Genomic DNA, 20,719 nt, shown 5'->3' with positions numbered 1-20,719 from the left:
ACATGGCACTCGCCACCGCGCAGACGTGCCTTAAGGCCCGCGCTGCCCTCCCGATCCTGCGCCGCGCGTGGATGCCATACCAGGACCATCTGCCGATCGCCGCCGGCATCGGCACTGCCATTCTCGGCGAGCCCCGCCCGGCGGCCGAGATCGCTGAAGAATTCGGCGTCCCCTACGTCAACGACAGCGACCGCAAGGAACACGCCCTTTTCGGATGGCCAATGCTTGAGGTCGAAGAATGGGCGACCCCCGTCCCGATGCGCGGCGCGCAGGGCTTCTGGAACTGGCCGACCCCGGCCCAACTGCTGGGAGAAGCCGCGTGATCGAAATGCTTGATCTGTTCAGCGCCGCCACCATCCGTCGTCCCGCTGGCCGGAGCACTCGACCATGTCGGCCGTGAAACTATCATTCGACCAGCTGACCATGCTCCGCACTTCCGGTTTCGACCGGAAGGACGGCTGCGGTTTCGGCGTCCAGCTCATGAGCGCACGCAACTGGCGCACCGCCCGCAGTCTGGAGAAGCGCAAGCTTGGCTGGATTGAGGGCGGGCGCCCGAACGGCTCGGAGCTGCCCGGCTATTTCTTTGCCAACCAGGACGGCACCGCGATCACGCATCCCGACAAGCTTGAGGAATTCCTCGAGCGGGCGCGGAGGTTCTGATGCAGGCTTCTTTCATCGGCTTCGATCCCGGCGCGCCGGGCGGCGATAGGACTGTTGTCAAGATCGGCCCGCACACGCTGTACTGCGCGGATGCATACTGGATCCGGGATAGCCTCGGCCGCTTCGACGCCGAGTTCATGGACCCGCCGTATAGGTTCGACAACAGCGGCGGCGGCGCGTTCCGAAAGGCGCGCGGCGCCAGCGACCAGATCGTTACCGAAGAACTCGACCAGGGCTTCGAAATGTCGATCATCAACCCGCTGCTGGCAGGTTCCATCGTGGTCTTCTGCCATAACGATCAGCTTCCCGAGCTGCTCGGCTACCTCAACCCGCGATACAAGCGGTTCTGCCTGCTGGGCTGGATCAAGAAGAACCCCAGCCCCATGCGGAACAAGCACTATCTCGCGGACGTGGAGCCGTTCGTTCACGCATGGAACCCGGGCTTCCACCCGGTGGGCGAGCATCACGATATGCACCGCTGGGTGTCGTCGGGCACCATGCCGGCGAAGGTGTTCGGCCACCCTACGGTCAAGCCGCTCGACGTGATGGACAAGATCATGCGCAATCTCGCGGGCCGCACCTTGATTGATCCCTTCATGGGCACCGGCTCAACCGGCGTTGCCGCGATCCGCCAAGGCAAGATCTTCACGGGCATCGAAAAGAACCCCAGGCACTTTGCCACCGCTGTCGAGCGCATCACTTCGGCGTGGGAGCAATGGCAGGCATGAGCGATCAGCTTCTCCTTACCGAAGCCGAAGCTGCGGCGCGATTGCGAGTTTGCACGCGCACCCTCCGCAAAGCCCGTCAGAATGGGCTGTTGCACTACGTTTTGATCGGACGCGCCATTCGGTACACTATGTCCGACCTCGAATCATACATCGAACGCCTCAGACAGGTTCAACCGACATGCCCGCCGCGCCATCCAACCCGCCGATCTACGTCGCCCAAGGGGCGAGGACAGATCGTGCCGTTTACGGTGCGCAACGCCGATCGGTGATTCGTTGAGTGTCTACAAGCCTGCGGGCAAACCCCATTACCTCTACGATTTCCAGTTCAAGGGCCGTCGCTATTACGGCTCCACTGGTTGCCCCACCAAACGCGCCGCCGAGGAATTCGAGCGGCGCGAAAGGCGTAAGGCTGCCCTGCCGAACGAGCAGCTTCCCCCGATCACGATGAATGAAGCGGCGAGCCTGTACCAGGACCATGCCGAACTGCTGCCGAGCTGGCCGACCATCAAATACATGCTGGCCGAGCTGGTCGATGGGCTGGGCGCGAACAAGCTGGTCTCGGAAGTCAGCCAGCGCGACCTTCAGGTCTACTTCGCGAAACGGCGCGATGAGCGTTCGAGCGCATCGGTGAACCGCGAGATCGAGAACGCGCGCTCGGTATGGCGCCGGGCCAACGAGACCGAATACGACATCGGCAAAATGCCCAAGTGGTCGCAGCTCATGCTGAAAGTGCCGAATAGGCCGCCGCGCGAGTTGGAGGTGCTTGAGGAAGCCAAGCTGTTCCTCGCCCTGCGCAATGACGTGTCCGACGCGGTCGAATTCCTGCTCAAGTCCGGATGGCGTAGAGGCGAGGTGCTCGGCCTCCGCTGGCAGGACGTGAGCATTCCGCGCAAGGTCGCGGTGACGCGCATCAAGGGCGGGGACATCGTCACCCGGCCGCTCACCACGGCCTTGGTCGAAATCATCGCCCGGCAGGAGCAATGCGAGGACGAGGAGGGGAAGCCCTTCGTCTTCACGTACATTTGCCAGAAGAGCAGGGGGAACCGTCGGAAGGGCAAGCGCTACCCGCTCACGCCCACCGCGCTGCGCAAACCTTTTGCCAAGGCTCGCAGCGACGCCGGCGTCGACAACTTTCGCATCCACGATCTGCGCCACACGCGCGGCACTCGCATCGTGCGCGCCACCGGCTCGCTGGCGGCCGCGAAGGAGGCCCTGAAGCACAAGCGCATCGAGACCACTCTGCGCTATGCCCACGTCCTGGACGACGACGTCCGCAACGCGCTCGAAGCGAGCGAGTCCCGACATAGTCCCGACCAGATGGATGATGTGAAGAAGAAAGCCTAGCTTTCCTGCGGCTCTCGGGGCGATAGATGATCGCCGTGTAAACGAGATGCTCTACCAACTGAGCTAACCGCCCTGAGCACTTCGTGAAGTGCTTGGTGGACGCCGCTTTACGACAATTTTCGGCCGGGTCAACCGGGTGAAGCGTGGTTTGTGCCGTTTCCTTTCGCCTCGCGCGAAAGGGGGATCGCCGTGCGGAACAGGCTGTTCTCCGCTTCCCAGTCCATCCGCACGCGGCGATGGGCGATAAGCCAGCGGCCATCCGCCTCCTTGCGCAGCCGGTCCAGGTAGATTCCGGCATGGTCGGGGCCGATGTTCGTCCAGGCCTGCCAGTAAGTGCGCGCCGCCGCGTTTCCATCGCCGGTGATCTCGATCTGCGAGGTCGTGAGGTGATGACGCACGAAGGTGGCGGCGTGGACCGGGGTGCCGGTGGCGGCGCTGTCCAGCCAGCCCTGCTGCCAGGCGCGGATTTGCGAATGGCCTTCGAAGCGGAACGCGCGGTCTGCCGGAACGTGCTCGCTTTCCAGGATGGCGTCGGCGGTGAAGCAGGCGGCGAAGTCATCGATCTTCAGGCGATCGCCGGCCATGGTGTAGCGGGCGATCACGTCACGGATCGCCTCGCGCGCGAGCATGTCTTCCATTGTCAATTCCGCCCTCCCGCAGTGTGCTCCTACAAGGAGTCACGAATGCAGGAAGGCGGGTCAAGCGCAACTACCAGTCGAACCAGCGGCGACGGCGGACTTCGGGAACGCCGTCATGGTTGTAGTCGGTAATGACGGTGCGCGGTGCGGCCTCGACATAGCCGGGGGCCACATGGCCATCGGTCATGGCTTCGGCCCGTGCCTCGGCCCGCGCGGCGCGCAGTTCGGCGTCGCGGATACGTTCCTCGGCATCGCGCGCGGCCAGTTCTCCCCGGCGCTCGCGGGTAATCGCGTAGTAGTGGTTCCACATCTGGCTGTGCGCGAAGGCCAGGCACAGGCCGCCGATGATCGCGACGTTCTTTAGCGCCATGATCTGCTGCATCGGGTCGGTGAAGCGGTTGTGGAAGAACAGGATCGTCGCCGCGGTAAACAGCGCCAGCAGCACCGCGACCAGCCGCACCATGAAGCCGGCGGCGAGGCAGAGGCCGGCGATCAGTTCGAACAGGCCGGTGGGAATCGCGAGGCCGGCAGGCAGGCCGGTGGCGACGATCATGGTTTCGGTAGAAGCGACGTCCATCAGCTTGGAGGCGCCGGAAATCACGAAGATCAGGGCGATCAGGAATCGCCCGATTATGGCTGCGATCTTGGACATGTCTTCTCTCCCGACATGGCATTCATGCCCGGAGAAGCGGATATGGCGGCGGATTGTTCCCTGGGCCTTAACCTAGAGCCGGGGCAGGGTCACGCCGCGCTGGCCCATGTATTTGCCGGCCCGGTCGGCGTAGCTCGTCTCGCAGGGTTCGTTCCCCTTGAGGAAGAGGAACTGGCAGGCGCCCTCGTTCGCGTAGATCTTGGCGGGCAGCGGCGTGGTGTTCGAGAATTCCAGCGTGACGTGCCCTTCCCAGCCCGGCTCCAGCGGGGTGACGTTTACGATGATTCCGCAGCGGGCATAAGTGCTCTTGCCGAGGCAGATCACCAGCACGTCGCGCGGCACGCGGAAATATTCGACCGTGCGGGCCAGTGCGAACGAGTTCGGCGGAATCACGCAGACGTCGGTATGCCGGTCCACGAAGGAATTGCTGGCGAAGTCCTTGGGATCGACCACCGCCGAATCGACATTGGTGAAGATCTTGAACTCCGGCGCGACGCGGGCGTCGTAGCCGTAGGACGAAAGGCCGTAGGAGATGCATCCATCGCGGCGCTGGGCCTCGACGAAAGGCTCGATCATTCCGTTTTCGAGCGCCTGCTCGCGGATCCACTTGTCGCTCAGGATAGACATGGGACAAGTCTTTCCCGATGCGGGCAAGCGCGACAAGTCCCCGGGAAATCTTGTCCACGAATGCGGCGGGGACTCTCTTTTAACCGCAACATTAACCACTCGCTGCTATGCCCGCCGCCATGACCGCTCAGACCCGCATCCTCGTCGTCTTCGGCACGCGCCCAGAGGCGATCAAGCTGTTCCCCGTGATCCATGCGCTCAAGGCCGATCCGCGCTTCGAATGCGTCGTCTGCGTTTCGGCGCAGCACCGCCAGATGCTGGACCAGGTCCTGGAGATCGCCGGGATCGTGCCCGATCACGATCTCGACGTGATGCAGCCCGACCAGACGCTCGACTCGCTCACCGCGAACCTGCTGACCGGGCTGGGCAAGGTGATGGACGCGGTGCGGCCGGACCGGGTGATCGTGCAGGGCGACACCGCCACCGCCATGGCGGGCGCGCTGGCGGCCTATTACCGCAAGCTGCCGGTCGATCATGTCGAGGCGGGTCTGCGCTCGGGCAATATCCACCATCCCTGGCCGGAGGAGGTGAACCGCAAGATCATCGGCGCCATGGCCAGCCTGCACTTCGCGCCGACCGAGACCTCGCAAGCCGCGCTGCTGCGGGAGAATGTCGATCCCGCACGCGTCCACGTTACCGGGAATACCGTGATCGACGCGCTGCACTGGGTCACGGCGCAGATCGGGCGCGATCCCTCGCTGGCGGCGGGCCTGGCCGACCTTGAGGCACGCTTTGCGGGCAAGCGGATCGTCGGCGTCACCAGCCACCGGCGCGAGAACTTCGGCGAGGGCATGGAGCAGATCGCGCGCGCGGTGCGCACGATCGCGGAGCGGCCCGACACGGCGGTGATCTTCCCCGTCCACCTCAATCCCAATGTGCGCACGGTCATGAACGAGCGCCTCTCCGGGCTGGACAACGTGGCCCTGATCGAGCCGCTGGACTATCCGCACTTCGCGCGGCTGCTGGCGATTGCCGAAATCATGCTGACCGATTCGGGCGGCGTGCAGGAGGAGGCCCCCGCGCTTGGCAAGCCGGTGCTGGTCATGCGCGAGACCACCGAGCGGCCCGAGGGGGTCGCCGCGGGGACGGCGAAACTCGTCGGAACTTCGGCCGAGACGATCGTTACCGAAATATCAACCTTGCTGGACGATAAACAGGCATACGAGACCATGGCGCGCGCCCACAATCCGTTCGGGGACGGGCAGACCTCGCGCCGAATCGTGGAGCTGCTCGCGCATGAAATCGGAATCGAAGCCTGACGTCTGTGTTGTCGGTCTCGGCTATATCGGACTTCCCACCGCCGCCGTGATCGCCCGGGCCGGGTGCAGGGTGCTCGGCCTCGACGTCTCGCAGGATGTCGTCGACACCATCAACCGGGGCGAGATCCATATCGAGGAAGTCGACCTTGACGGATTGGTGCAGGGTGTCGTTTCGCGCGGGCTGCTTTCGGCTTCGACCGCGATCGCGCCGGCGGATGTCTTCGTGATCGCGGTTCCCACGCCGTTCGACAAGAATCACGCGCCGGATATCTCCTATGTGCTGGCGGCGGGCCGCTCTGTCGCTGCCGTGCTCAAGGCGGGCGACGTGGTGATCCTCGAATCCACTTCGCCGGTGGGGACGACCGAGCAGCTTCGCGACCTGATCGCCGAACTGCGCCCGGACCTGAAGATTCCCGGCCTGACCCGCGATACGCCGGACGTTTCGATCGCCTATTGTCCCGAGCGCGTGCTGCCCGGCCGCATCCTTGAGGAACTGACCAACAACGATCGCTCGATCGGCGGCATCACCCCGCGCTGCGCGCGCAAGGCGCTGGCCTTCTACAAGCGCTTCGTGCGCGGCGAATGCGTGACCACCGATGCCCGCGCGGCCGAGATGACCAAGCTGGTCGAGAATGCCTATCGCGATGTGAACATTGCTTTCGCCAACGAGCTTTCCATGGTGGCGGACCGCATGGGGCTGGACGTGTGGGAAGTGATCCGCCTCGCCAACCGTCACCCGCGCGTCAATATCCTGACGCCCGGCCCCGGCGTGGGCGGGCACTGCATCGCCGTCGATCCCTGGTTCATCGTTCACGGCGCGCCGGAGGAAACCCCGCTGATCCGCACTGCGCGCGGCGTCAACGATCACAAGATGAGCCATGTCATCGCCAAGGCCGAGGCTCTGGTGGAAGCCAACCCGGAGGCGAAAGTCGCCTGCCTCGGGCTCGCCTTCAAGGCCAATATCGACGATTTCCGTGAAAGCCCGGCGCGCTTTGTCACCAGCCGGCTCGCCCGCAAGTTCGGCAGCCGCATCCATGTGGTGGAGCCCTATGCGGCGCAGCTGCCGATCGAGTTCACCGATACCGGGGCTGTCCAGATCGATATCGACGATGCGCTGGAGACTTGCGAGATCCTGATCGTATTGGTCGATCACGACGTGTTCCGCGTGGTTCCGCTGGCGGAGCGTTCGGAAAAGCTGGTCTACGATACCCGCGGCATCTGGCCCGACCAGCCCCGTGTCGTGCGCGAGGACGAGGCCCGGATGGCGCTCGCGGGCTAAGACTGGCGGCTAGGAAACCGGGGCAGGCCGGGAACGGCCGGCTCTCGGAACTTCTCCCAGCCTGGGCCCCCGCCGGAACGGGGGCCGGAAAGCCTTACTTGCAGACCTTCACCTTCTTGCCATGCTGCATGACGTAGCGGCAGGTGACCTTCTTGTGCGTGGTCTTCTTGACCGTGGTCTGGCGCGTCGTGGTCTTCTTCACGACCGCGCCTTCGTGGGATGCGCGCTGGGGTGGGGAGCCGGCTGCTGCGCCATGGCGCCCGAGGCGGGGATGAGGGCGCCGAGTGCGAGGGCGGCGAGGAGGGTGGTGCCGGTCTTCTTCATTGTTCCTGTCCTTTGAAATTCGACATTCAGGCGGCCTTGCGGCCACAGCGTCGCACCCGCTGCATGTCGATCAAAGCACCGGCCCGGCTGAAGTTGCCGTGAACGTGGTAAAACAGGCTGTGAAAAAGGTGCGGACCGCATGAAACGCGGCCGGATTGCGGGGAAGCGGCGGAGCGCCCCGCATCGACGTTCCGTCCGCCCCAGCGACGGCTTTTCGGTGCGACCGAAAGCCTGAGGGGAAGGGGCATGCTCGCCCTCAGCAGGCCACCACGTTGATGGCGAGGCCGCCCTGGCTGGTTTCCTTGTACTTGCTGGACATGTCGAGCCCGGTCTGGCGCATCGTCTCGATCACCTGGTCGAGCGAGACGCGCGGGGTCTCACCCGCGTGGAGCGCCAGCTTGGCGGCATTGACGGCCTTGACCGAGGCGATGGCGTTGCGCTCGATGCAGGGGATCTGCACGAGGCCGCCCACCGGATCGCAGGTGAGCCCGAGGTTGTGTTCCATGCCGATCTCGGCGGCGGCGCAGACTTGCTCCGGCGTGCCGCCCCAGACCGCCGCGAGCCCTGCCGCCGCCATCGAGCAGGCCACGCCCACTTCGCCCTGGCAGCCCATCTCCGCGCCCGAGATCGAGGCGCGCTGCTTGTAGAGCAGACCGATCCCGGCTGCGGTCAGCAGGTAGCGGCGGGCCTTGGCGGGAACCGCCTTGCGCCCCTCGCTGCAATACTGGCGCAGCAGCGAGGGCACGATGCCCGCCGCCCCGTTGGTGGGGGCGGTGACGACGCGGCCGCCGCTGGCGTTCTCCTCGTTCACCGCCATGGCATAGAGGTTGAGCCAGTCCATCAGGGTCTCGGCCTGGTTGTCCTGCGGGCGCGAGATCAGGTTCTGGTGAATCGCGCGGGCGCGGCGGCGGACCTTGAGCGCGCCGGGCAGCAGCCCCTCGCGTTCGAGGCCGCTGTCGATGCACTGGTTCATGGCTTCCGCGATCGCGTCCAGCCCGGCCAGCGTCTCGTCCTCCGGCCGGCGCGCCGCCTCGTTGGCGAGCATGACCGAGGCGATGTCGAGCCCGCTGGTGGCACAGACTTCCAGGAGCTGCGCGCCTGAGCCGAACGGGTAGGCAACCGGTGGGCCGTGAGTCACCTGGTCGTCCGGTGCGGGCTGTTCGAGCTGGTGGCGGCTGGAGAAGAAGCCCCCGCCGGTCGAGAAATACTCATTCCGGGCGATTTCGCCGCCCACCGCGTCGAAGGCGGTCACGACCATGCCGTTGGGATGGAGATCGGGAATGTGGTCGAAGTCCAGCACGAGATCGGTCGCGGGATCGAAGGCGACTTCGCGGCGGCCGAGCAGGGCGATCCGGCCGGTCGCGCGGACTTGGGCGGCGGCCTCGTGCGCTTCGGCCGGATCGGCGGTTTCCGGCTGGAACCCGATCAGGCCCATGAGGCAGGCATCCGGCGTGCCGTGGCCTTCGCCGGTCAGCGCGAGCGAGCCTTGCAGTTCCACCCTTATGCGGGCGATCGATTCGAACTGCCCGGCTTCCTCGAGCGTCTGGAGGAAACGCGCGGCGATGCGCATCGGGCCGACAGTGTGCGAACTGGAAGGGCCCAGGCCGATGCGGAACAGGTCAGCGCCGAGATCAAAGGACGGACTCGCGCTCGCTGGCGGGGAAGGGCACGGCATACTCTCCGATTACAACAAGGCAGCGTGGATAGGCATCGCGTGGGCGGATGCAATGGTCCAATTCAGCCGGGCCAGATAAAGCGCCGGCGATTGCGGCAGGTGTGGGAGAATCGCCGCAGGTTCGGCGTCAGGTCCCGATCAGATGGAGCGCAACCTGCCGCCGGTGCGGGGCGCGGCGATGCTCGGCAAGGTAGATGCCTTGCCAGGTGCCCAGCGCCAGGCGTCCGCCGATAACCGGGATCGAGAGGTTCACGCCGGTCAGCGTTGCCTTGAGATGGGCGGGCATGTCGTCAGGGCCTTCGTCGTCATGGGCGTAGTGGCGGCCTTCCGGCGCCATGCGGTCCAGCCAGTCGACGATGTCGCCCCTCACTTCGCGCGCGGCGTTCTCCTGGATCAGGAGCGAGGCGGATGTGTGGCGGCAGAGCAGGGTGAGCAGGCCCTCTCCGATGCCGGTCTCGCGATGCCAGTCGGCAATCGTGCGGGTGATATCGCAAAGCCCGCGGCCGGGCGTGTCGAAGGAGAGGATCGCGGTGGCCTGTTTCATGTTCTACCCCTTCTGAACCCCTCCAGGCCCACCTTCAACCGCGCTCCGAAAGATCCGAAGCGTGCTCCAAAGGCCACGAATTCCGCCTTGACGTAATGGTAAAGGGGTGAAAAAAGCCTGTTTTCGCCGCTTCCACTCATCTTTTGCGGGGGTGCCGATTAACCTGTCGGATTCGCGGATTTCTGCGCCTTTCAGGCTCCTCGTGCACCGCCGCGGGGCACTTTTTGCGCATGCCGGAGTGTACTGGCGATTGATCTACCCATATCTGCCGCGTATTGCCGCGCTCGGCGGCGGGCCCGACAGGCCAGCGCGGAGCACGTCGCACACAGAGATCGTTCGGTCGCAAGGGGCGCTGGAAAACAAGCCCTCGATACTGCGCCCGGTCGATCCAGCATGCGAGCCCGGACTCACCGGGCCGCACGAGTTTCACGCAAGGGTTCGTCATGAGTTGGCTTAGCAAGGTACGCAATTCCCTCGGGAGCCTGAAGAAGCGGGACACGCCCGACAACCTGTGGACCAAGTGTCCCGGTTGCGGCGAGATGCTCTTCACCAAGGAGTTCGAGGACAATCTGTCGGTCTGCCCGCGCTGCCAGTACCACGGCCGCATCGGTGCGCAGACGCGCTTCGACCAGTTGCTCGACGCCGGTTATTCCGTCCTGCCTGCCGCGAAGGTTCCGGAAAATCCGCTGAACTTCCGCGACAGCAAGAAGTATTCCGACCGCATCCGCGCCGCGCGCGCCGCCAATCCCTTCCCCGATGCGCTGACCAATGCGCTCGGCGCGATCGAGGGGCAGAAGGTGGTGCTCGGCGTCCAGGACTTCGCCTTCATGGGCGGGTCGATGGGCATGGCGGTGGGTGAGGCTTTCGTCGAGGCCGTCGAACGGGCCATCGCCGAGGATTGCGCCTACGTGATCTGCACTGCCGCCGGCGGCGCCCGCATGCAGGAGGGTATCCTCTCGCTCATGCAGATGCCCAAGGCGACCGTGGCGATCCGCCGCCTCGCACGGGCGGGTCTTCCCTATATCGTCGTCCTGACCGATCCCACCACCGGCGGCGTCACCGCCAGCTACGCGATGCTGGGCGATATCCAGATCGCCGAGCCGGGCGCGCTCATCGGCTTCGCCGGCCAGCGCGTGATCCAGGACACCATCCGCGAAAAACTCCCCGACGGCTTCCAGCGCGCCGAGTACCTCCATGCCCACGGCATGGTGGACATGGTGGTCCACCGCCAGGACCTCAAAGGCACGCTGGCCTCGCTGCTCGGTTATCTTGAACGAAAGGAAGTTGCGTGAACATCGACAGCGCGCTGGTACGCGAGCTCGCCGAGCTCCTCGCTGAAACCGGCCTGACCGAAATCGAGGTCGAGGACGGCGAACGCAAGATCAAGGTCGTGCGTCAGGTTGCACAGCAGATCGTTGCTGCCGCGGCCCCGGCACTGCCGCAGGTCGCCGCTCCGGCTGCAGCCGCCGCTCCGGCAGCCGAGGCTGCGCCTGCCGCCCCGGTTGACGCCGTGAAGTCGCCGATGGTTGGCACCGTCTATCTCGCGCCCGAACCCAGCGCGGCGAACTTCATCAGCGTTGGCCAGCAGGTCAAGGCTGGCGACGTTCTGCTCATCGTCGAGGCCATGAAGGTCATGAACCAGATCAACGCCCCCAAGAGCGGCACGATCCAGGCCATCCTCGTCGACAACCAGCAGCCGGTCGAATTCGACCAGCCGCTCGTCGTTATCGCCTGAGGACAGTAGCTTCATGGCCATCAAGCGCCTCCTGATTGCCAATCGCGGCGAGATCGCGCTGCGGATCCATCGCGCCGCGCGCGAAATGGGCATCGAGACCGTCGCGGTCCATTCCACCGCCGACGCCGAAGCCATGCATGTGCGCCTTGCCGACCATGCGGTCTGCATCGGCCCGCCGGCGGCGAAGGATTCGTATCTCAACGTCGCCGCGATCATTGCCGCGGCCGAGATCACCCAGGCCGACGCGATCCACCCCGGCTACGGCTTCCTCTCGGAGAACGCCCAGTTCGCCGAGATCGTGGAGGCACATGGCCTGATCTGGGTCGGTCCCAAGCCCGAGCACATCCGCACGATGGGCGACAAGGTGGAAGCCAAGCGCACCGCAGGCGCGCTCGGCCTGCCGCTGGTTCCGGGATCCGACGGTGCGATCGAGGACTTCGACGAGGCTCGCGCCCTGGCTGAGACGATCGGCTACCCGGTCATCATCAAGGCGGCTTCGGGCGGCGGCGGTCGCGGCATGAAGGTCGTGAATTCCGCCGAAGAACTCCAGAGCCAGATGGGTCAGGCCCGTTCGGAAGCGAAAGCTGCTTTCGGCGATGCCACGGTCTACATGGAAAAGTACCTCGGCAATCCGCGGCACATCGAATTCCAGGTGTTCGGCGACGGCAAGGGCGCGGCGGTTCACCTTGGAGAGCGCGACTGCTCGCTGCAGCGCCGCCACCAGAAGGTGCTGGAAGAAGCGCCTTCGCCGGTCATCACCCCCGAAGAGCGCGACCGCATGGGCGGCATCGTATCCAAGGCGATGGCCGACATGGGCTATCGCGGCGCCGGTACGATCGAGTTCCTCTGGGAAAACGGCGAGTTCTACTTCATCGAGATGAACACGCGCCTGCAGGTGGAGCATCCGGTGACGGAAGCCATCACGGGCGTCGATCTCGTGCGTGAGCAGATTCGCGTCGCAGAAGGCCAGCCGCTGACGTTCACGCAGGACGCCATCGAGTTCAAGGGCCACGCCATCGAGTGCCGCATCAACGCGGAAGACCCATGGAACTTCACCCCCTCTCCGGGGCAGGTGACCAATTATCACGCGGCGGGCGGCATGAACGTGCGCGTCGATTCGGGGCTCTATGCAGGCTACCGCATTCCGCCCTATTACGATTCGATGATCGGCAAGCTGATTGTTTCCGGTCGCACCCGTCAGGGCGCGATCATGCGCCTCAAGCGCGCGCTGGAGGAAATGGTGATCGACGGGGTGAAGACCTCGATTCCGATGCACCAGGCCCTGCTCGAGGACCCCGAGTTCGAGAGCGGCGAGTACACGATCAAGTGGCTGGAAGAATGGCTGGCCAAGCGCGCCGGCTGAGGCGCGCTGAACCAGGCATGTAAACGGAAAAGAGCATGATCTCGTTCCTTGAATTCGAAAAGCCGATCGCCGCGCTCGAGGCGCGCATTGCAGAGCTGCGCACCACTGCCAGCGACAGCGATCTCGATATCGCGGGAGAAATCGCGCGCCTCGAGAAGAAGAGCGCCGGCATGCTGGCGGGCACTTATGCCAAGCTGACGCCCTGGCAGAAGACGCAAGTGGCGCGCCATCCGCAGCGGCCGCACTTCGTGGACTATCTGCGCCTGGGGTTCACCGACTTCATCCCGCTGGCGGGCGACCGCGTCTATGGCGAAGATGAGGCGATCGTTGGTGGCCTCGCGCGGCTCAACGGCCGCAAGGTCATGGTTCTTGGGCATGAAAAGGGCCACGACACGCCCAGCCGCATCAAGCACAACTTCGGTTCTGCGAAGCCCGAAGGCTATCGCAAGGCGATCCGCCTGATGGAGATGGCGGGCAAGTTCGGCCTGCCGGTCGTCACCCTGGTCGATACCGCCGGCGCCTTCCCCGGCGTCGAGGCGGAAGAGCGCGGGCAGGCGGAAGCCATCGCCCGTTCGATCGAGGCCTGTCTTGCGGTGCCGGTGCCGATCGTTTCGGCCATCGTCGGCGAAGGCGGTTCCGGCGGCGCAGTAGCGTTGGCCGCTGCCGACCGCGTGCTGATGCTCGAACACTCGATCTATTCGGTGATTTCGCCCGAAGGCGCCTCGTCGATCCTGTGGCGGACCCCGGACAAGGCGCCTGACGCCGCCGAGGCCATGAAGGTGACGGCTCAGGACCTGCTTTCGCTGGGCGTCATCGAACGCATCGTGCCTGAGCCCGTCGGCGGTGCCCAGCGCGATGCCCCGGCCGCGGCCCGGTCACTGTTCAGCGCCATTGACGAGGAACTCGATACCCTGTCTGCCCTTACCGCCCGCGATTTGCTCGCCCGCCGTGAGGAACGCTTCCTGGCCATCGGCCGGGCGTGATTTCAGGAGAGGCGCCGGCCCCGGGTCGGCGTCTCCTCCGATGCAGGCGCCAGGCGCTTGCAACCCATTGACCACCCAGCCTCCCTGTGCCAGAGCGCGACCTTGCGATAGCGCAAAGGCAGCAGTCTTGCCGCCATCCGCGGGTGTAGCTCAATGGTAGAGCAGCAGCTTCCCAAGCTGAATACGAGGGTTCGATTCCCTTCACCCGCTCCATATCTTTGGATTTCATTAAATACCTGAAATATAACGGTAAAAATCACTAATTTTTGCCTGTGTAGGTATTGTGCAGAAAAATTTGCGGAATTGATTCTGATTCGTTCGTCGCTTGATGCCGACAACAGCGGCGGCGAGCAATCTCGTCATCACAGACACGTTGCGGCTTTGCCGCGATTCTCGGGCGGGGTTCCGGGGCTTGGGGCGGAATGGGAAACCCGCGCTGTTGGCGCGGTTTCCCCTCGTCAGAACAATTCGCCTTGGCGGCTCTTGGCAACATAGGCGCGCCATGCAGGCTTTGTCGCATCCTCGTCCAGCCATGCTGTGACCTGCGCGACAACATCGCCGCCGTTGGCTTCAACTGTTCCACAAGGGTGGAAATGCGAGAGGTAGCCCGTTTCGGTGATAGGCAGCGGGGCACGTGGCGGCTCGATGCTGCGGATTTCAAGATGGGCGATGACGCCCCATTGAACGGGACTATAGGTAGCCTCGATCTCAATGCCGCGCCATGTGAAGCGGTAGACTTGGGGTTGCTGTTCCATGGTCAGCACCCCGCGAATACGTGCACAGCGTCCCATGCGGTGCTGACGGTGAAGAGGTCGCCGTTCAATTCGGCATCCCGCGCCATAGCGGCGTAGTCGATGTAATAGCGCAGCGGCTGCGGGATGGCGGTGGTTTCCTCCGTCACCTCCTGTACATAGTCGGCAAGGCTGGGATGCTCTCCAAGGTAGCGGTCGGCCAAGGCCTCCCGCGCTTCATCAAGATCGCCGCAATAGTGTTCCAGCAAGGCCGCGCCCATCACACCATGTTCGGCAAGAAAGCTGGCAAGTGCGCTCAGGCGGTCAAAGCTGGTGTATTCCTCGATGCGGATTCCGCCAAAGCCCTCGTAATCATGGATGGCCCATTCTTCCGCTCCGGCGATGGGCGATGCTGCCAACATGACGCGCACCGCGTCATAGATCGCCCACGGCTCCTGCGCCGCGTTGATCCACGCGCCATGCAAATAGCCGTTATTGTAAGCGGCAAGACAGGCCACATAGATTCGGGGTTCAGTTTTGTGATTGAGGGTGGTTTCCATTGTTCGGCTCCATTGGGCTTGGGTTTCAGGGACGCGCTCTGAAACCCTGCCTCGTGGCGAACAGCGGGGGGCAAGCGGAGTAAGCCCCTTCGCGGGGAACCGGCTGCACGGAGCAAAGCGGAGGAAGCTGGGCGGAAGGGGCTTCGCAGCGCGCGAGGGGCAGCGCCCCAGTCTTATACGTCAGGGATCGCAACCCGGATGGGCGAAAACCCGGCACGGGGTTTCGTCGCGCGAGCGATAGAGCGCGGCCCGAAGGGGACGCCCGCGAACCTCAATATTCAATAGAGCGAAGGTGTCATTAATAGCCTACGTCACTGGAAACTGGAGCGCGTCGAGGACGGGGCATTCAGGCACGTCCTCGCCTGAGCATTTCTCCAAGGTCATCGCCAGCGTTGTCTCGATCTTTTGTAAGTCGGCAATACGGTGACGAACATCTTCAAGGTGAGATTGGGTTCGCGCCATAACCTCGCCGCAAGTTTGTGTGCCCGTGTCGGTGAGCGACAGGAGCGAGCGTATTTCCTCCATCGCGTATCCAAGCTCACGCGCGCGGAGGATAAACTGCAACCTTTGCACCAGTTCCGGCGAATAGACCCTGTAACCATTGGCGGCGCGCGGTGTCGGTGGGAGCAATCCGACCTTCTCGTAATAGCGGATGGTTTCAAGGTTGCAGCCGGTCTTCCCGGCGAGTTGGGCACGCAAGATGCCGCCTTGTTGTTCCATGAAAAATACCTCTTGAGTCTGTAGCTGCTACAGAGCTTACACTGAGAATCATTAGTCCAAAAGAAAGGAATCGCGTCGTGGCTTTAACGCCTGAAAAGGGAACTCCCGTGGTTACCGAACTCCCGAAGGGCGACCGATCGGGCTGGCTTGCTACGGGTGCTCTGATCGGCGCGGGGCTGGCCTCGGCTTGTTGTGTCGTGCCGTTGCTGTTCGTCACGCTAGGCATTTCGGGGGCGTGGATTGCAAATCTGACGGCACTCGAACCCTACAAGCCCTATGTTGCGGTGATAACGCTCGCGCTGCTCGGATTTGGCTTCTGGCATATTTATTTCAAGGCGATGCCTCCTTGCGAAGACGGGTCATACTGTGCCCGTCCGCAGTCGGCTCGCACCACCAAAGTGGTGCTGTGGCTGGGGCTTGCCATCGTCATCCTCGCGCTCTCTATCGATTGGTGGGCGCCCCTGTTCTATTGAAAGGAAATACACATGAAAAAGATATTGCTTATCGGACTTGCCGTGCTGGCAATGGCAGGGGGCGGGGTCGCATTCGCAGTTGGCGGCACGACTCAGGATCACCCTTCGACTGCTGCAAGCGCGCAAACGCAAACCACTTTCGCGATTCAGAACATGACCTGCGCCACCTGTCCCATCACTGTGAAGAAGGCTATGGAAGGTGTGACCGGGGTTAGCGCCGTCAGTGTTGATTTTGGTGCCAAGACTGCGCGTGCGACTTATGATCCGCGCCGGACCAATGCGACAGCGATTGCCGCTGCTTCGACCAATGCAGGCTATCCGGCACGCGCCGTCAACAACTGAAATCGGGCGGCAAACCGCGCACCGGAGGAAAGCGACCTGTAATGAAAGACCTTTGTAACCGCCCTGTTGGGCGGGAGGGATACGATGTGGCCGTTGTCGGCGCGGGTTCGGCGGGATTTTCCGCCGCGATTACCGCCGCCGAACTTGGTGCTAAGGTCGCACTGATCGGCCACGGCATCATTGGCGGCACCTGCGTCAATGTGGGCTGCGTCCCGTCCAAGACCCTGATCCGTGCCGCAGAAGCGGTGCATGGCGGAAAGGCCTCCGCACGCTTTCCGGGCCTTGGCGGCAGTGTCAGTCTGGACAATTGGACCGCGCTCGCCACGTCGAAAGATGAACTGGTTACGGAGTTGAGGCAGAAGAAATATATCGATCTGCTGCCAGCTTATGAAGGCGTGACCTATATCGACGGCAAGGCCCGCTTTGCCGATGGCAAGTTGCTGGTTGGCGATGCGCCGATGGAGACAAGCAAGGTCATATTGGCGATGGGCGCGCGCGCCGCTGTGCCGCCAATTCCGGGTCTCGACAATGTTCCCTATCTGACCAGCACATCGGCGCTGGCGCTTGAGCGTCTGCCGAAATCCTTGCTGGTCATCGGCGGCGGCGTGATCGGCGTCGAGCTGGGGCAGATGTTCGCGCGGCTTGGTGTTACCGTCACCATCTGCTGCCGCAGCCGCCTGCTGCCCGAAATGGACCCGGAAGTCGGCGCGGCACTGCAAAGCTATCTCGAAGCTGAGGGCGTGCGCGTGTGTTCGGGTATCGGCTATCAGCGCATCGACCCGACGGGCAACGGAATAGAGTTGATTTGCGAAAGCCTGTCTTGCGACGGCGAAGGCCATTGCGACACCGTTGCTGCGGTTCAGACCATTGCGGCCGAGCAAGTGTTGATCGCCACCGGACGTCGCCCCAATAGCGACGGGATGGGTCTCGAAGATCATGGCATCGCGCTGGGCCAGAGCGGCGGCATCGTGGTTGATGACTATCTCGAATCCAGCGTTCCGGGCATTTACGCGGCAGGCGATATCACTGGCCGCGACCAGTTCGTCTATATGGCCGCCTATGGCGCGAAGCTGGCCGCGCGCAATGCTGTCGAAGGCAATCAGGACCGCTACGACAATAGCACCATGCCATCGGTTGTGTTCACCGATCCGCAGGTTGCCAGTGTCGGCCTCACTGAAACGGCGGCGCGTGCGCAAGGGCTTGAGGTCAAGGTTTCGCTGCTACCGCTCGATGCGGTGCCTCGGGCCTTGGCGGCGCGTGACACGCGCGGGCTCATCAAGCTGGTCGCCGACAAGGCAAGTGACCGGCTGCTCGGCGGGCAAATCGTGGCCCCCGAAGGCGCAGATTCGATCCAGACGCTGGTGCTGGCGATCAAGTGTGGAATGACCGCAGTCGATCTCGGCGCGACGATTTTTCCCTATCTGACCACGGTTGAAGGCTTAAAATTGGCAGCGCAAACATTCGACAAGGATGTGGCCAAGTTGTCCTGCTGTGCCGGGTAGAGCCATCCATCGCAATCTGGCAAAGCAAGACGGTGCAACCTATCTAAATCCAAATGCCCACCTATTTGAGCCTGTCCCCGAGAGTTTTTAGGTTCACTGCATCTATGGCGGTTTGAAGAAGTGACGGGCGCGGAATCGTGCCCGTAAGCGGCGGCGCGTGGATCGCGGCCGTGGGCTGGGTCGGGGCGCGAACGGCGGGGACAGGAACATTGACCTAAAATCTGCTCCGTCAACCGCGCCTTCGGACGCGCTGCCGGAAGTTGAAAGGAAGCTGGACGTAACCTCGCTATGGCTGGCACTACCAGCGTCACCTTTGCCCTTCTTGGCGCGTCGGGCAAACGCCATGAAACGCGATGTAAGGCTCGGTATAAGTGCAAGCGCCGTTGAGCGCACAAAGCGCGAAACCGATTTCGCGGCCTGAGGCACAAGGCTGGCAATCTGTTCTAGCAGCAGGCCCGGTTGTGATTGCAAGAAACGCGAGCCTGTCAGCGTGCGCGGTCATCTCGCCCCGGGCGTCACGGGCCATGTCTTGTGCGCGCTCCTGGCGTGTTTGCCGGGAACCAGCTCATGCCCGAACTCCTGTTCAAGCCTGAGACTGGCCCGCTCATGGGCATGATAATTCTGGCTGTCGGATCGCAACGTCATCGTATCGAGGTCGGTGCGCGCCCACACAACATGGATATGCTCGCGCCCATTTTTCTGGTGCATGACGACGGCACGGGGCTGGCCCTGCAATGGGCTGCGGTAGAACAAGCGTTCCTTGCAAAACTCGCCGACTATGACGTTGACGAGGAAGCGAAGGAAACGATGAACGAAGCATTGGCGGCGCACCGGCAGGGCATGTTCCGTGTCGCACCTCGGCTACTATTCCCAGAGATTGAACGGGTATGCAGCGATGCGTTCTTTGACGGCAAGCGGACGATCACCGTCCCTACAAAGAATGGCAAGCAATCCCGCCTGCGGATCACGCGGCTGAAAGAGGTTTGGGAAATGGTCCGCGAAATGCCGCTCGGCGATCTGGCGGCATATGAGTATTCATGGCAGTTGTTCAGGAAGGTGGAAGATCACTTGTATGACGAGGTTGGCGATGATGATACGATGCGCGAGAAATACCGCGCCGACCCCGTTCCCAACCGACATGGCGCTTTGCACGGCATCATTTGCTACAAGACACAGCAGACGAGCCTGAACACCATCATCATGGCGGACTTTATCTTCCACCTCGTCAGTCAGCTTAAAAAATATGCTGTCGAGGACACCACGGTTGATGAGGCCGGATAGCCGGGGGCGCGTTAGCGCCCACCGGCCTTCTTGGCGGTCGCCCGCGCCTTCGGAACTGCCGCGTCCGCTGTGGCGTCGCCTTTGGGTTTTGGCGTGTATTCCCTCATGACGATACGGCCTTGCAGCGGAACGGCGTCGCAGAGGATATTGAAACCCTTGCCGTCGCGGTTCGGCCATGCTGCGCCAATCTTGGTCCAGCGCGCCTCGGGGCCGTTGCCGTCTACGCGATAGAGCATGAAGGCAGGGCTGTTGGTGGTTTCCGTGATCATGTCGGTTTGAAGCGCCCCGGGTTTCCAGGAGGCTCCAACTTGTGAGAAGGAGCATCCGTTATGAGCAAGACAACCAACAAATTTTCACCTGAAGTCCGCGAGCGGGCGGTTCGTATGGTGGTGGAGCAGCGGGCCGAGTACGGCTCGGAATGGGAAGTGATGAAGTCGATCGCGGCGAAGATCGGCTGCTCGCTGGAGACGCTGCGCCGGTGGTGCCGCGAGGAGGCGAGCCGACGAGCGGGGCCAGCGGCGCTGGCGGCGGATGACCGGGAACGCCTGAGATTGCTGGAGCGCGAAGTGAAGGAACTACGCCGGGCCAACGAGATTTTGCGCAAGGCATCTGCGTATTTTGCGATGGCGGAGCTCGACCGCCCCGGGAGATGATGATGGCGTTCATCGACGTCCATCGCGAGGATTTGGGTATCGAGCCGATCTGCCGGGAACTGGCAATCGCCCCATCCTCCTACCATGAACACGCCGCGCGTAGTGCCGATCCCGGCAGGCGTCCAGCACGTGCGCAGCGTGATGACGAGATCAGGGAGCAGATCAAGCGGGTCCATGAGGCCAGCTTCGGTCTCTATGGCGCACGCAAGGTCTGGCACCAGATGCGGCGTGAAGGCATCATGGTGGCGAAATGCACGGTGGAACGATTAATGCGCGCCATGGGGCTGGCAGGCGTCCGTCGTGGGAAGAAGACGATCACCACCATCAGCAACCCGAAGGCGCCGTGTCCGCTGGACAAGGTCAATCGGGCATTTCGCGTCAGCCGGCCAAACGCCCTGTGGGTCGTCGATTTCACCTACGTGCATACTTGGGCAGGCTTCGTCTATGTCGCCTTCGTGATTGATGCTTTTGCCCGGCGGATTGTCGGATGGAAGGTCAGCACGTCAGCCACTGCCAGCTTCGTTCTGGATGCCCTGGAGCAGGCGATTCATGCCCGCAGGCCAGATCCCGATGATGGACTGATCCACCATAGCGATAGGGGAGTTCAATATCTTGCGATGAACTATACCCAGCGCTTGGCCGAGGC

The 20,719-nt window shown here is 63.3% G+C and carries 25 protein-coding genes, 1 tRNA gene, 1 pseudogene and 1 other annotated feature; of the genes and pseudogenes, 17 read left to right on the top strand and 10 right to left on the bottom strand.

Translation table 11 applies throughout. From position 1 onward, the window contains the following. Positions 1-2: 2 nt before the first annotated feature. The 5 genes from ADT71_RS33745 (at position 3) to ADT71_RS15400 (ending at position 2,732) form a co-directional block, all read left to right on the top strand. Positions 3-323 (top strand): hypothetical protein, encoded by a 321-nt coding sequence (locus tag ADT71_RS33745; RefSeq protein WP_054438198.1) that lies wholly within the window; start codon positions 3-5, stop codon positions 321-323. A gap of 73 nt (positions 324-396) precedes the next feature. Beyond that, positions 397-660, top strand: a complete 264-nt coding sequence (locus tag ADT71_RS15410) for a hypothetical protein (RefSeq protein ID WP_156336607.1) — start codon at positions 397-399, stop codon at positions 658-660. Beyond that, complete coding sequence (locus tag ADT71_RS15405; protein WP_054438194.1) at positions 660-1,388, top strand: DNA methyltransferase; 729 nt, start codon at positions 660-662, stop codon at positions 1,386-1,388. Before ADT71_RS15410 ends, ADT71_RS15405 begins: the two co-directional genes overlap by 1 nt. Next, positions 1,376-1,657, top strand: coding sequence for a helix-turn-helix domain-containing protein (locus ADT71_RS35775; protein ID WP_082370375.1), 282 nt, complete (start codon positions 1,376-1,378; stop codon positions 1,655-1,657). Before ADT71_RS15405 ends, ADT71_RS35775 begins: the two co-directional genes overlap by 13 nt. 4 nt (positions 1,658-1,661) lie before the next feature. Beyond that, positions 1,662-2,732, top strand: coding sequence for a site-specific integrase (locus ADT71_RS15400; protein WP_054438192.1), 1,071 nt, complete (start codon positions 1,662-1,664; stop codon positions 2,730-2,732). Positions 2,733-2,860: 128 nt separating this feature from the next. Here the strand turns inward: ADT71_RS15400 and ADT71_RS15395 are convergent, their stop codons facing one another. From ADT71_RS15395 to dcd, 3 genes are all read right to left on the bottom strand, one after another. After that, a complete protein-coding gene (locus ADT71_RS15395) occupies positions 2,861-3,370 on the bottom strand; it encodes a nuclear transport factor 2 family protein (protein ID WP_054438190.1) in 510 nt (169 codons plus the stop codon). Positions 3,371-3,440: 70 nt separating this feature from the next. Then, on the bottom strand, positions 3,441-4,022 hold the full coding sequence (locus ADT71_RS15390) for a DoxX family protein (RefSeq protein ID WP_054438188.1): 582 nt from the start codon (positions 4,020-4,022) through the stop codon (positions 3,441-3,443). A gap of 72 nt (positions 4,023-4,094) precedes the next feature. Then, positions 4,095-4,649: a dCTP deaminase gene (gene dcd / locus ADT71_RS15385; protein ID WP_054438186.1), complete on the bottom strand. Its 555-nt coding sequence runs from the start codon at positions 4,647-4,649 to the stop codon at positions 4,095-4,097. A 119-nt stretch (positions 4,650-4,768) separates the two neighbouring features. Between dcd and wecB the strand changes: the two genes are divergently transcribed. Together wecB and wecC are read left to right on the top strand one after the other, a co-directional pair. Then, positions 4,769-5,908 carry a non-hydrolyzing UDP-N-acetylglucosamine 2-epimerase gene (gene wecB, locus ADT71_RS15380; RefSeq protein WP_054438370.1) on the top strand — a complete coding sequence of 380 codons (1,140 nt, stop codon included), beginning with the start codon at positions 4,769-4,771 and terminating at the stop codon, positions 5,906-5,908. Then, positions 5,886-7,187, top strand: coding sequence for a UDP-N-acetyl-D-mannosamine dehydrogenase (gene wecC, locus ADT71_RS15375; RefSeq protein ID WP_054438184.1), 1,302 nt, complete (start codon positions 5,886-5,888; stop codon positions 7,185-7,187). The genes wecB and wecC overlap by 23 nt, the downstream gene beginning before the upstream one ends. Before the next feature lie 198 nt (positions 7,188-7,385). Here wecC and ADT71_RS35035 read toward each other — a convergent pair whose 3' ends face one another. The 3 genes from ADT71_RS35035 to ADT71_RS15365 all read right to left on the bottom strand — a co-directional run bounded on the left by ADT71_RS35035 (position 7,386) and on the right by ADT71_RS15365 (position 9,730). Beyond that, entirely contained in the window at positions 7,386-7,511 is a 126-nt protein-coding gene (locus ADT71_RS35035) for a hypothetical protein (protein ID WP_255351651.1), read from the bottom strand. A gap of 256 nt (positions 7,512-7,767) precedes the next feature. Continuing rightward, positions 7,768-9,186: an L-serine ammonia-lyase gene (locus ADT71_RS15370; protein WP_054438183.1), complete on the bottom strand. Its 1,419-nt coding sequence runs from the start codon at positions 9,184-9,186 to the stop codon at positions 7,768-7,770. A gap of 127 nt (positions 9,187-9,313) precedes the next feature. Next, a complete protein-coding gene (locus ADT71_RS15365) occupies positions 9,314-9,730 on the bottom strand; it encodes a secondary thiamine-phosphate synthase enzyme YjbQ (protein WP_054438181.1) in 417 nt (138 codons plus the stop codon). Between the two features lie 443 nt (positions 9,731-10,173). Between ADT71_RS15365 and accD the strand changes: the two genes are divergently transcribed. From accD to ADT71_RS15340, 5 genes are all read left to right on the top strand, one after another. Next, positions 10,174-11,022 carry an acetyl-CoA carboxylase, carboxyltransferase subunit beta gene (gene accD / locus ADT71_RS15360; RefSeq protein WP_054438179.1) on the top strand — a complete coding sequence of 283 codons (849 nt, stop codon included), beginning with the start codon at positions 10,174-10,176 and terminating at the stop codon, positions 11,020-11,022. Next, positions 11,019-11,465: an acetyl-CoA carboxylase biotin carboxyl carrier protein gene (gene accB, locus ADT71_RS15355; RefSeq protein ID WP_054438177.1), complete on the top strand. Its 447-nt coding sequence runs from the start codon at positions 11,019-11,021 to the stop codon at positions 11,463-11,465. Before accD ends, accB begins: the two co-directional genes overlap by 4 nt. Before the next feature lie 13 nt (positions 11,466-11,478). Then, a complete protein-coding gene (gene accC / locus ADT71_RS15350; protein ID WP_054438176.1) occupies positions 11,479-12,828 on the top strand; it encodes an acetyl-CoA carboxylase biotin carboxylase subunit in 1,350 nt (449 codons plus the stop codon). 35 nt (positions 12,829-12,863) lie between these two features. After that, positions 12,864-13,811 carry an acetyl-CoA carboxylase carboxyltransferase subunit alpha gene (locus tag ADT71_RS15345; RefSeq protein WP_054438174.1) on the top strand — a complete coding sequence of 316 codons (948 nt, stop codon included), beginning with the start codon at positions 12,864-12,866 and terminating at the stop codon, positions 13,809-13,811. Positions 13,812-13,950: 139 nt separating this feature from the next. Beyond that, positions 13,951-14,024, top strand: a tRNA-Gly gene (locus ADT71_RS15340). 245 nt (positions 14,025-14,269) lie between these two features. Here the strand turns inward: ADT71_RS15340 and ADT71_RS15335 are convergent. The 3 genes from ADT71_RS15335 to ADT71_RS15325 all read right to left on the bottom strand — a co-directional run bounded on the left by ADT71_RS15335 (position 14,270) and on the right by ADT71_RS15325 (position 15,822). Continuing rightward, positions 14,270-14,566, bottom strand: coding sequence for a hypothetical protein (locus tag ADT71_RS15335; protein WP_054438172.1), 297 nt, complete (start codon positions 14,564-14,566; stop codon positions 14,270-14,272). A 2-nt stretch (positions 14,567-14,568) separates the two neighbouring features. Next, entirely contained in the window at positions 14,569-15,102 is a 534-nt protein-coding gene (locus tag ADT71_RS15330; RefSeq protein ID WP_054438170.1) for an antirestriction protein ArdA, read from the bottom strand. A 306-nt stretch (positions 15,103-15,408) separates the two neighbouring features. After that, a complete protein-coding gene (locus ADT71_RS15325) occupies positions 15,409-15,822 on the bottom strand; it encodes a helix-turn-helix domain-containing protein (protein ID WP_054438168.1) in 414 nt (137 codons plus the stop codon). A gap of 107 nt (positions 15,823-15,929) precedes the next feature. Here ADT71_RS15325 and ADT71_RS15320 point away from each other — a divergent pair, with 107 nt between their 5' ends. The 4 genes from ADT71_RS15320 to ADT71_RS31420 all read left to right on the top strand — a co-directional run bounded on the left by ADT71_RS15320 (position 15,930) and on the right by ADT71_RS31420 (position 19,420). After that, the gene (locus tag ADT71_RS15320; protein WP_231635913.1) at positions 15,930-16,295 is read left to right on the top strand and encodes a mercuric transporter MerT family protein; all 366 of its coding nucleotides are present in this window, start codon (positions 15,930-15,932) and stop codon (positions 16,293-16,295) included. A 12-nt stretch (positions 16,296-16,307) separates the two neighbouring features. Continuing rightward, complete coding sequence (locus ADT71_RS30420; protein ID WP_082370374.1) at positions 16,308-16,637, top strand: heavy-metal-associated domain-containing protein; 330 nt, start codon at positions 16,308-16,310, stop codon at positions 16,635-16,637. Between the two features lie 41 nt (positions 16,638-16,678). Further along, positions 16,679-18,139 (top strand): mercury(II) reductase, encoded by a 1,461-nt coding sequence (gene merA / locus ADT71_RS15310; protein ID WP_054438164.1) that lies wholly within the window; start codon positions 16,679-16,681, stop codon positions 18,137-18,139. Between the two features lie 567 nt (positions 18,140-18,706). Then, positions 18,707-19,420 carry a hypothetical protein gene (locus ADT71_RS31420; protein ID WP_156336604.1) on the top strand — a complete coding sequence of 238 codons (714 nt, stop codon included), beginning with the start codon at positions 18,707-18,709 and terminating at the stop codon, positions 19,418-19,420. An 11-nt stretch (positions 19,421-19,431) separates the two neighbouring features. Here the strand turns inward: ADT71_RS31420 and ADT71_RS15300 are convergent, their stop codons facing one another. Further along, the gene (locus ADT71_RS15300) at positions 19,432-19,689 is read right to left on the bottom strand and encodes a hypothetical protein (RefSeq protein ID WP_197283038.1); all 258 of its coding nucleotides are present in this window, start codon (positions 19,687-19,689) and stop codon (positions 19,432-19,434) included. 60 nt (positions 19,690-19,749) lie between these two features. Between ADT71_RS15300 and ADT71_RS15290 the strand changes: the two are divergent. Continuing rightward, a pseudogene (locus ADT71_RS15290) lies at positions 19,750-20,719 on the top strand (IS3 family transposase); the annotation flags it as partial. After that, positions 20,031-20,145: a sequence feature (AL1L pseudoknot), on the top strand. It overlaps the preceding pseudogene by 115 nt.

It is taken from the genome of Novosphingobium sp. ST904, assembly GCF_001298105.1.
GTDB lineage: Bacteria > Pseudomonadota > Alphaproteobacteria > Sphingomonadales > Sphingomonadaceae > Novosphingobium.
The sequence above is the reverse complement of the archived record's forward strand: the minus strand, read 5'-3'. Positions and strand labels throughout refer to the sequence as shown.

Bases quoted from the DNA above. Each gene is read 5' to 3' on its own strand.
- ADT71_RS33745 (WP_054438198.1), top strand. From the start codon at position 3: ATGGCACTCGCCACCGCGCAGACGTGCCTTAAGGCCCGCGCTGCCCTC.
- ADT71_RS15405 (WP_054438194.1), top strand. From the start codon at position 660: ATGCAGGCTTCTTTCATCGGCTTCGATCCCGGCGCGCCGGGCGGCGAT.
- ADT71_RS35775 (WP_082370375.1), top strand. From the start codon at position 1,376: ATGGCAGGCATGAGCGATCAGCTTCTCCTTACCGAAGCCGAAGCTGCG.
- ADT71_RS15395 (WP_054438190.1), bottom strand. From the start codon at position 3,370: ATGGAAGACATGCTCGCGCGCGAGGCGATCCGTGACGTGATCGCCCGC.
- ADT71_RS15390 (WP_054438188.1), bottom strand. From the start codon at position 4,022: ATGTCCAAGATCGCAGCCATAATCGGGCGATTCCTGATCGCCCTGATC.
- dcd (WP_054438186.1), bottom strand. From the start codon at position 4,649: ATGTCTATCCTGAGCGACAAGTGGATCCGCGAGCAGGCGCTCGAAAAC.
- wecB (WP_054438370.1), top strand. From the start codon at position 4,769: ATGACCGCTCAGACCCGCATCCTCGTCGTCTTCGGCACGCGCCCAGAG.
- wecC (WP_054438184.1), top strand. From the start codon at position 5,886: ATGAAATCGGAATCGAAGCCTGACGTCTGTGTTGTCGGTCTCGGCTAT.
- ADT71_RS35035 (WP_255351651.1), bottom strand. From the start codon at position 7,511: ATGAAGAAGACCGGCACCACCCTCCTCGCCGCCCTCGCACTCGGCGCC.
- ADT71_RS15370 (WP_054438183.1), bottom strand. From the start codon at position 9,186: ATGCCGTGCCCTTCCCCGCCAGCGAGCGCGAGTCCGTCCTTTGATCTC.
- ADT71_RS15365 (WP_054438181.1), bottom strand. From the start codon at position 9,730: ATGAAACAGGCCACCGCGATCCTCTCCTTCGACACGCCCGGCCGCGGG.
- accD (WP_054438179.1), top strand. From the start codon at position 10,174: ATGAGTTGGCTTAGCAAGGTACGCAATTCCCTCGGGAGCCTGAAGAAG.
- accC (WP_054438176.1), top strand. From the start codon at position 11,479: ATGGCCATCAAGCGCCTCCTGATTGCCAATCGCGGCGAGATCGCGCTG.
- ADT71_RS15345 (WP_054438174.1), top strand. From the start codon at position 12,864: ATGATCTCGTTCCTTGAATTCGAAAAGCCGATCGCCGCGCTCGAGGCG.
- ADT71_RS15335 (WP_054438172.1), bottom strand. From the start codon at position 14,566: ATGGAACAGCAACCCCAAGTCTACCGCTTCACATGGCGCGGCATTGAG.
- ADT71_RS15330 (WP_054438170.1), bottom strand. From the start codon at position 15,102: ATGGAAACCACCCTCAATCACAAAACTGAACCCCGAATCTATGTGGCC.
- ADT71_RS15325 (WP_054438168.1), bottom strand. From the start codon at position 15,822: ATGGAACAACAAGGCGGCATCTTGCGTGCCCAACTCGCCGGGAAGACC.
- ADT71_RS30420 (WP_082370374.1), top strand. From the start codon at position 16,308: ATGAAAAAGATATTGCTTATCGGACTTGCCGTGCTGGCAATGGCAGGG.
- merA (WP_054438164.1), top strand. From the start codon at position 16,679: ATGAAAGACCTTTGTAACCGCCCTGTTGGGCGGGAGGGATACGATGTG.
- ADT71_RS31420 (WP_156336604.1), top strand. From the start codon at position 18,707: ATGCCCGAACTCCTGTTCAAGCCTGAGACTGGCCCGCTCATGGGCATG.
- ADT71_RS15300 (WP_197283038.1), bottom strand. From the start codon at position 19,689: ATGATCACGGAAACCACCAACAGCCCTGCCTTCATGCTCTATCGCGTA.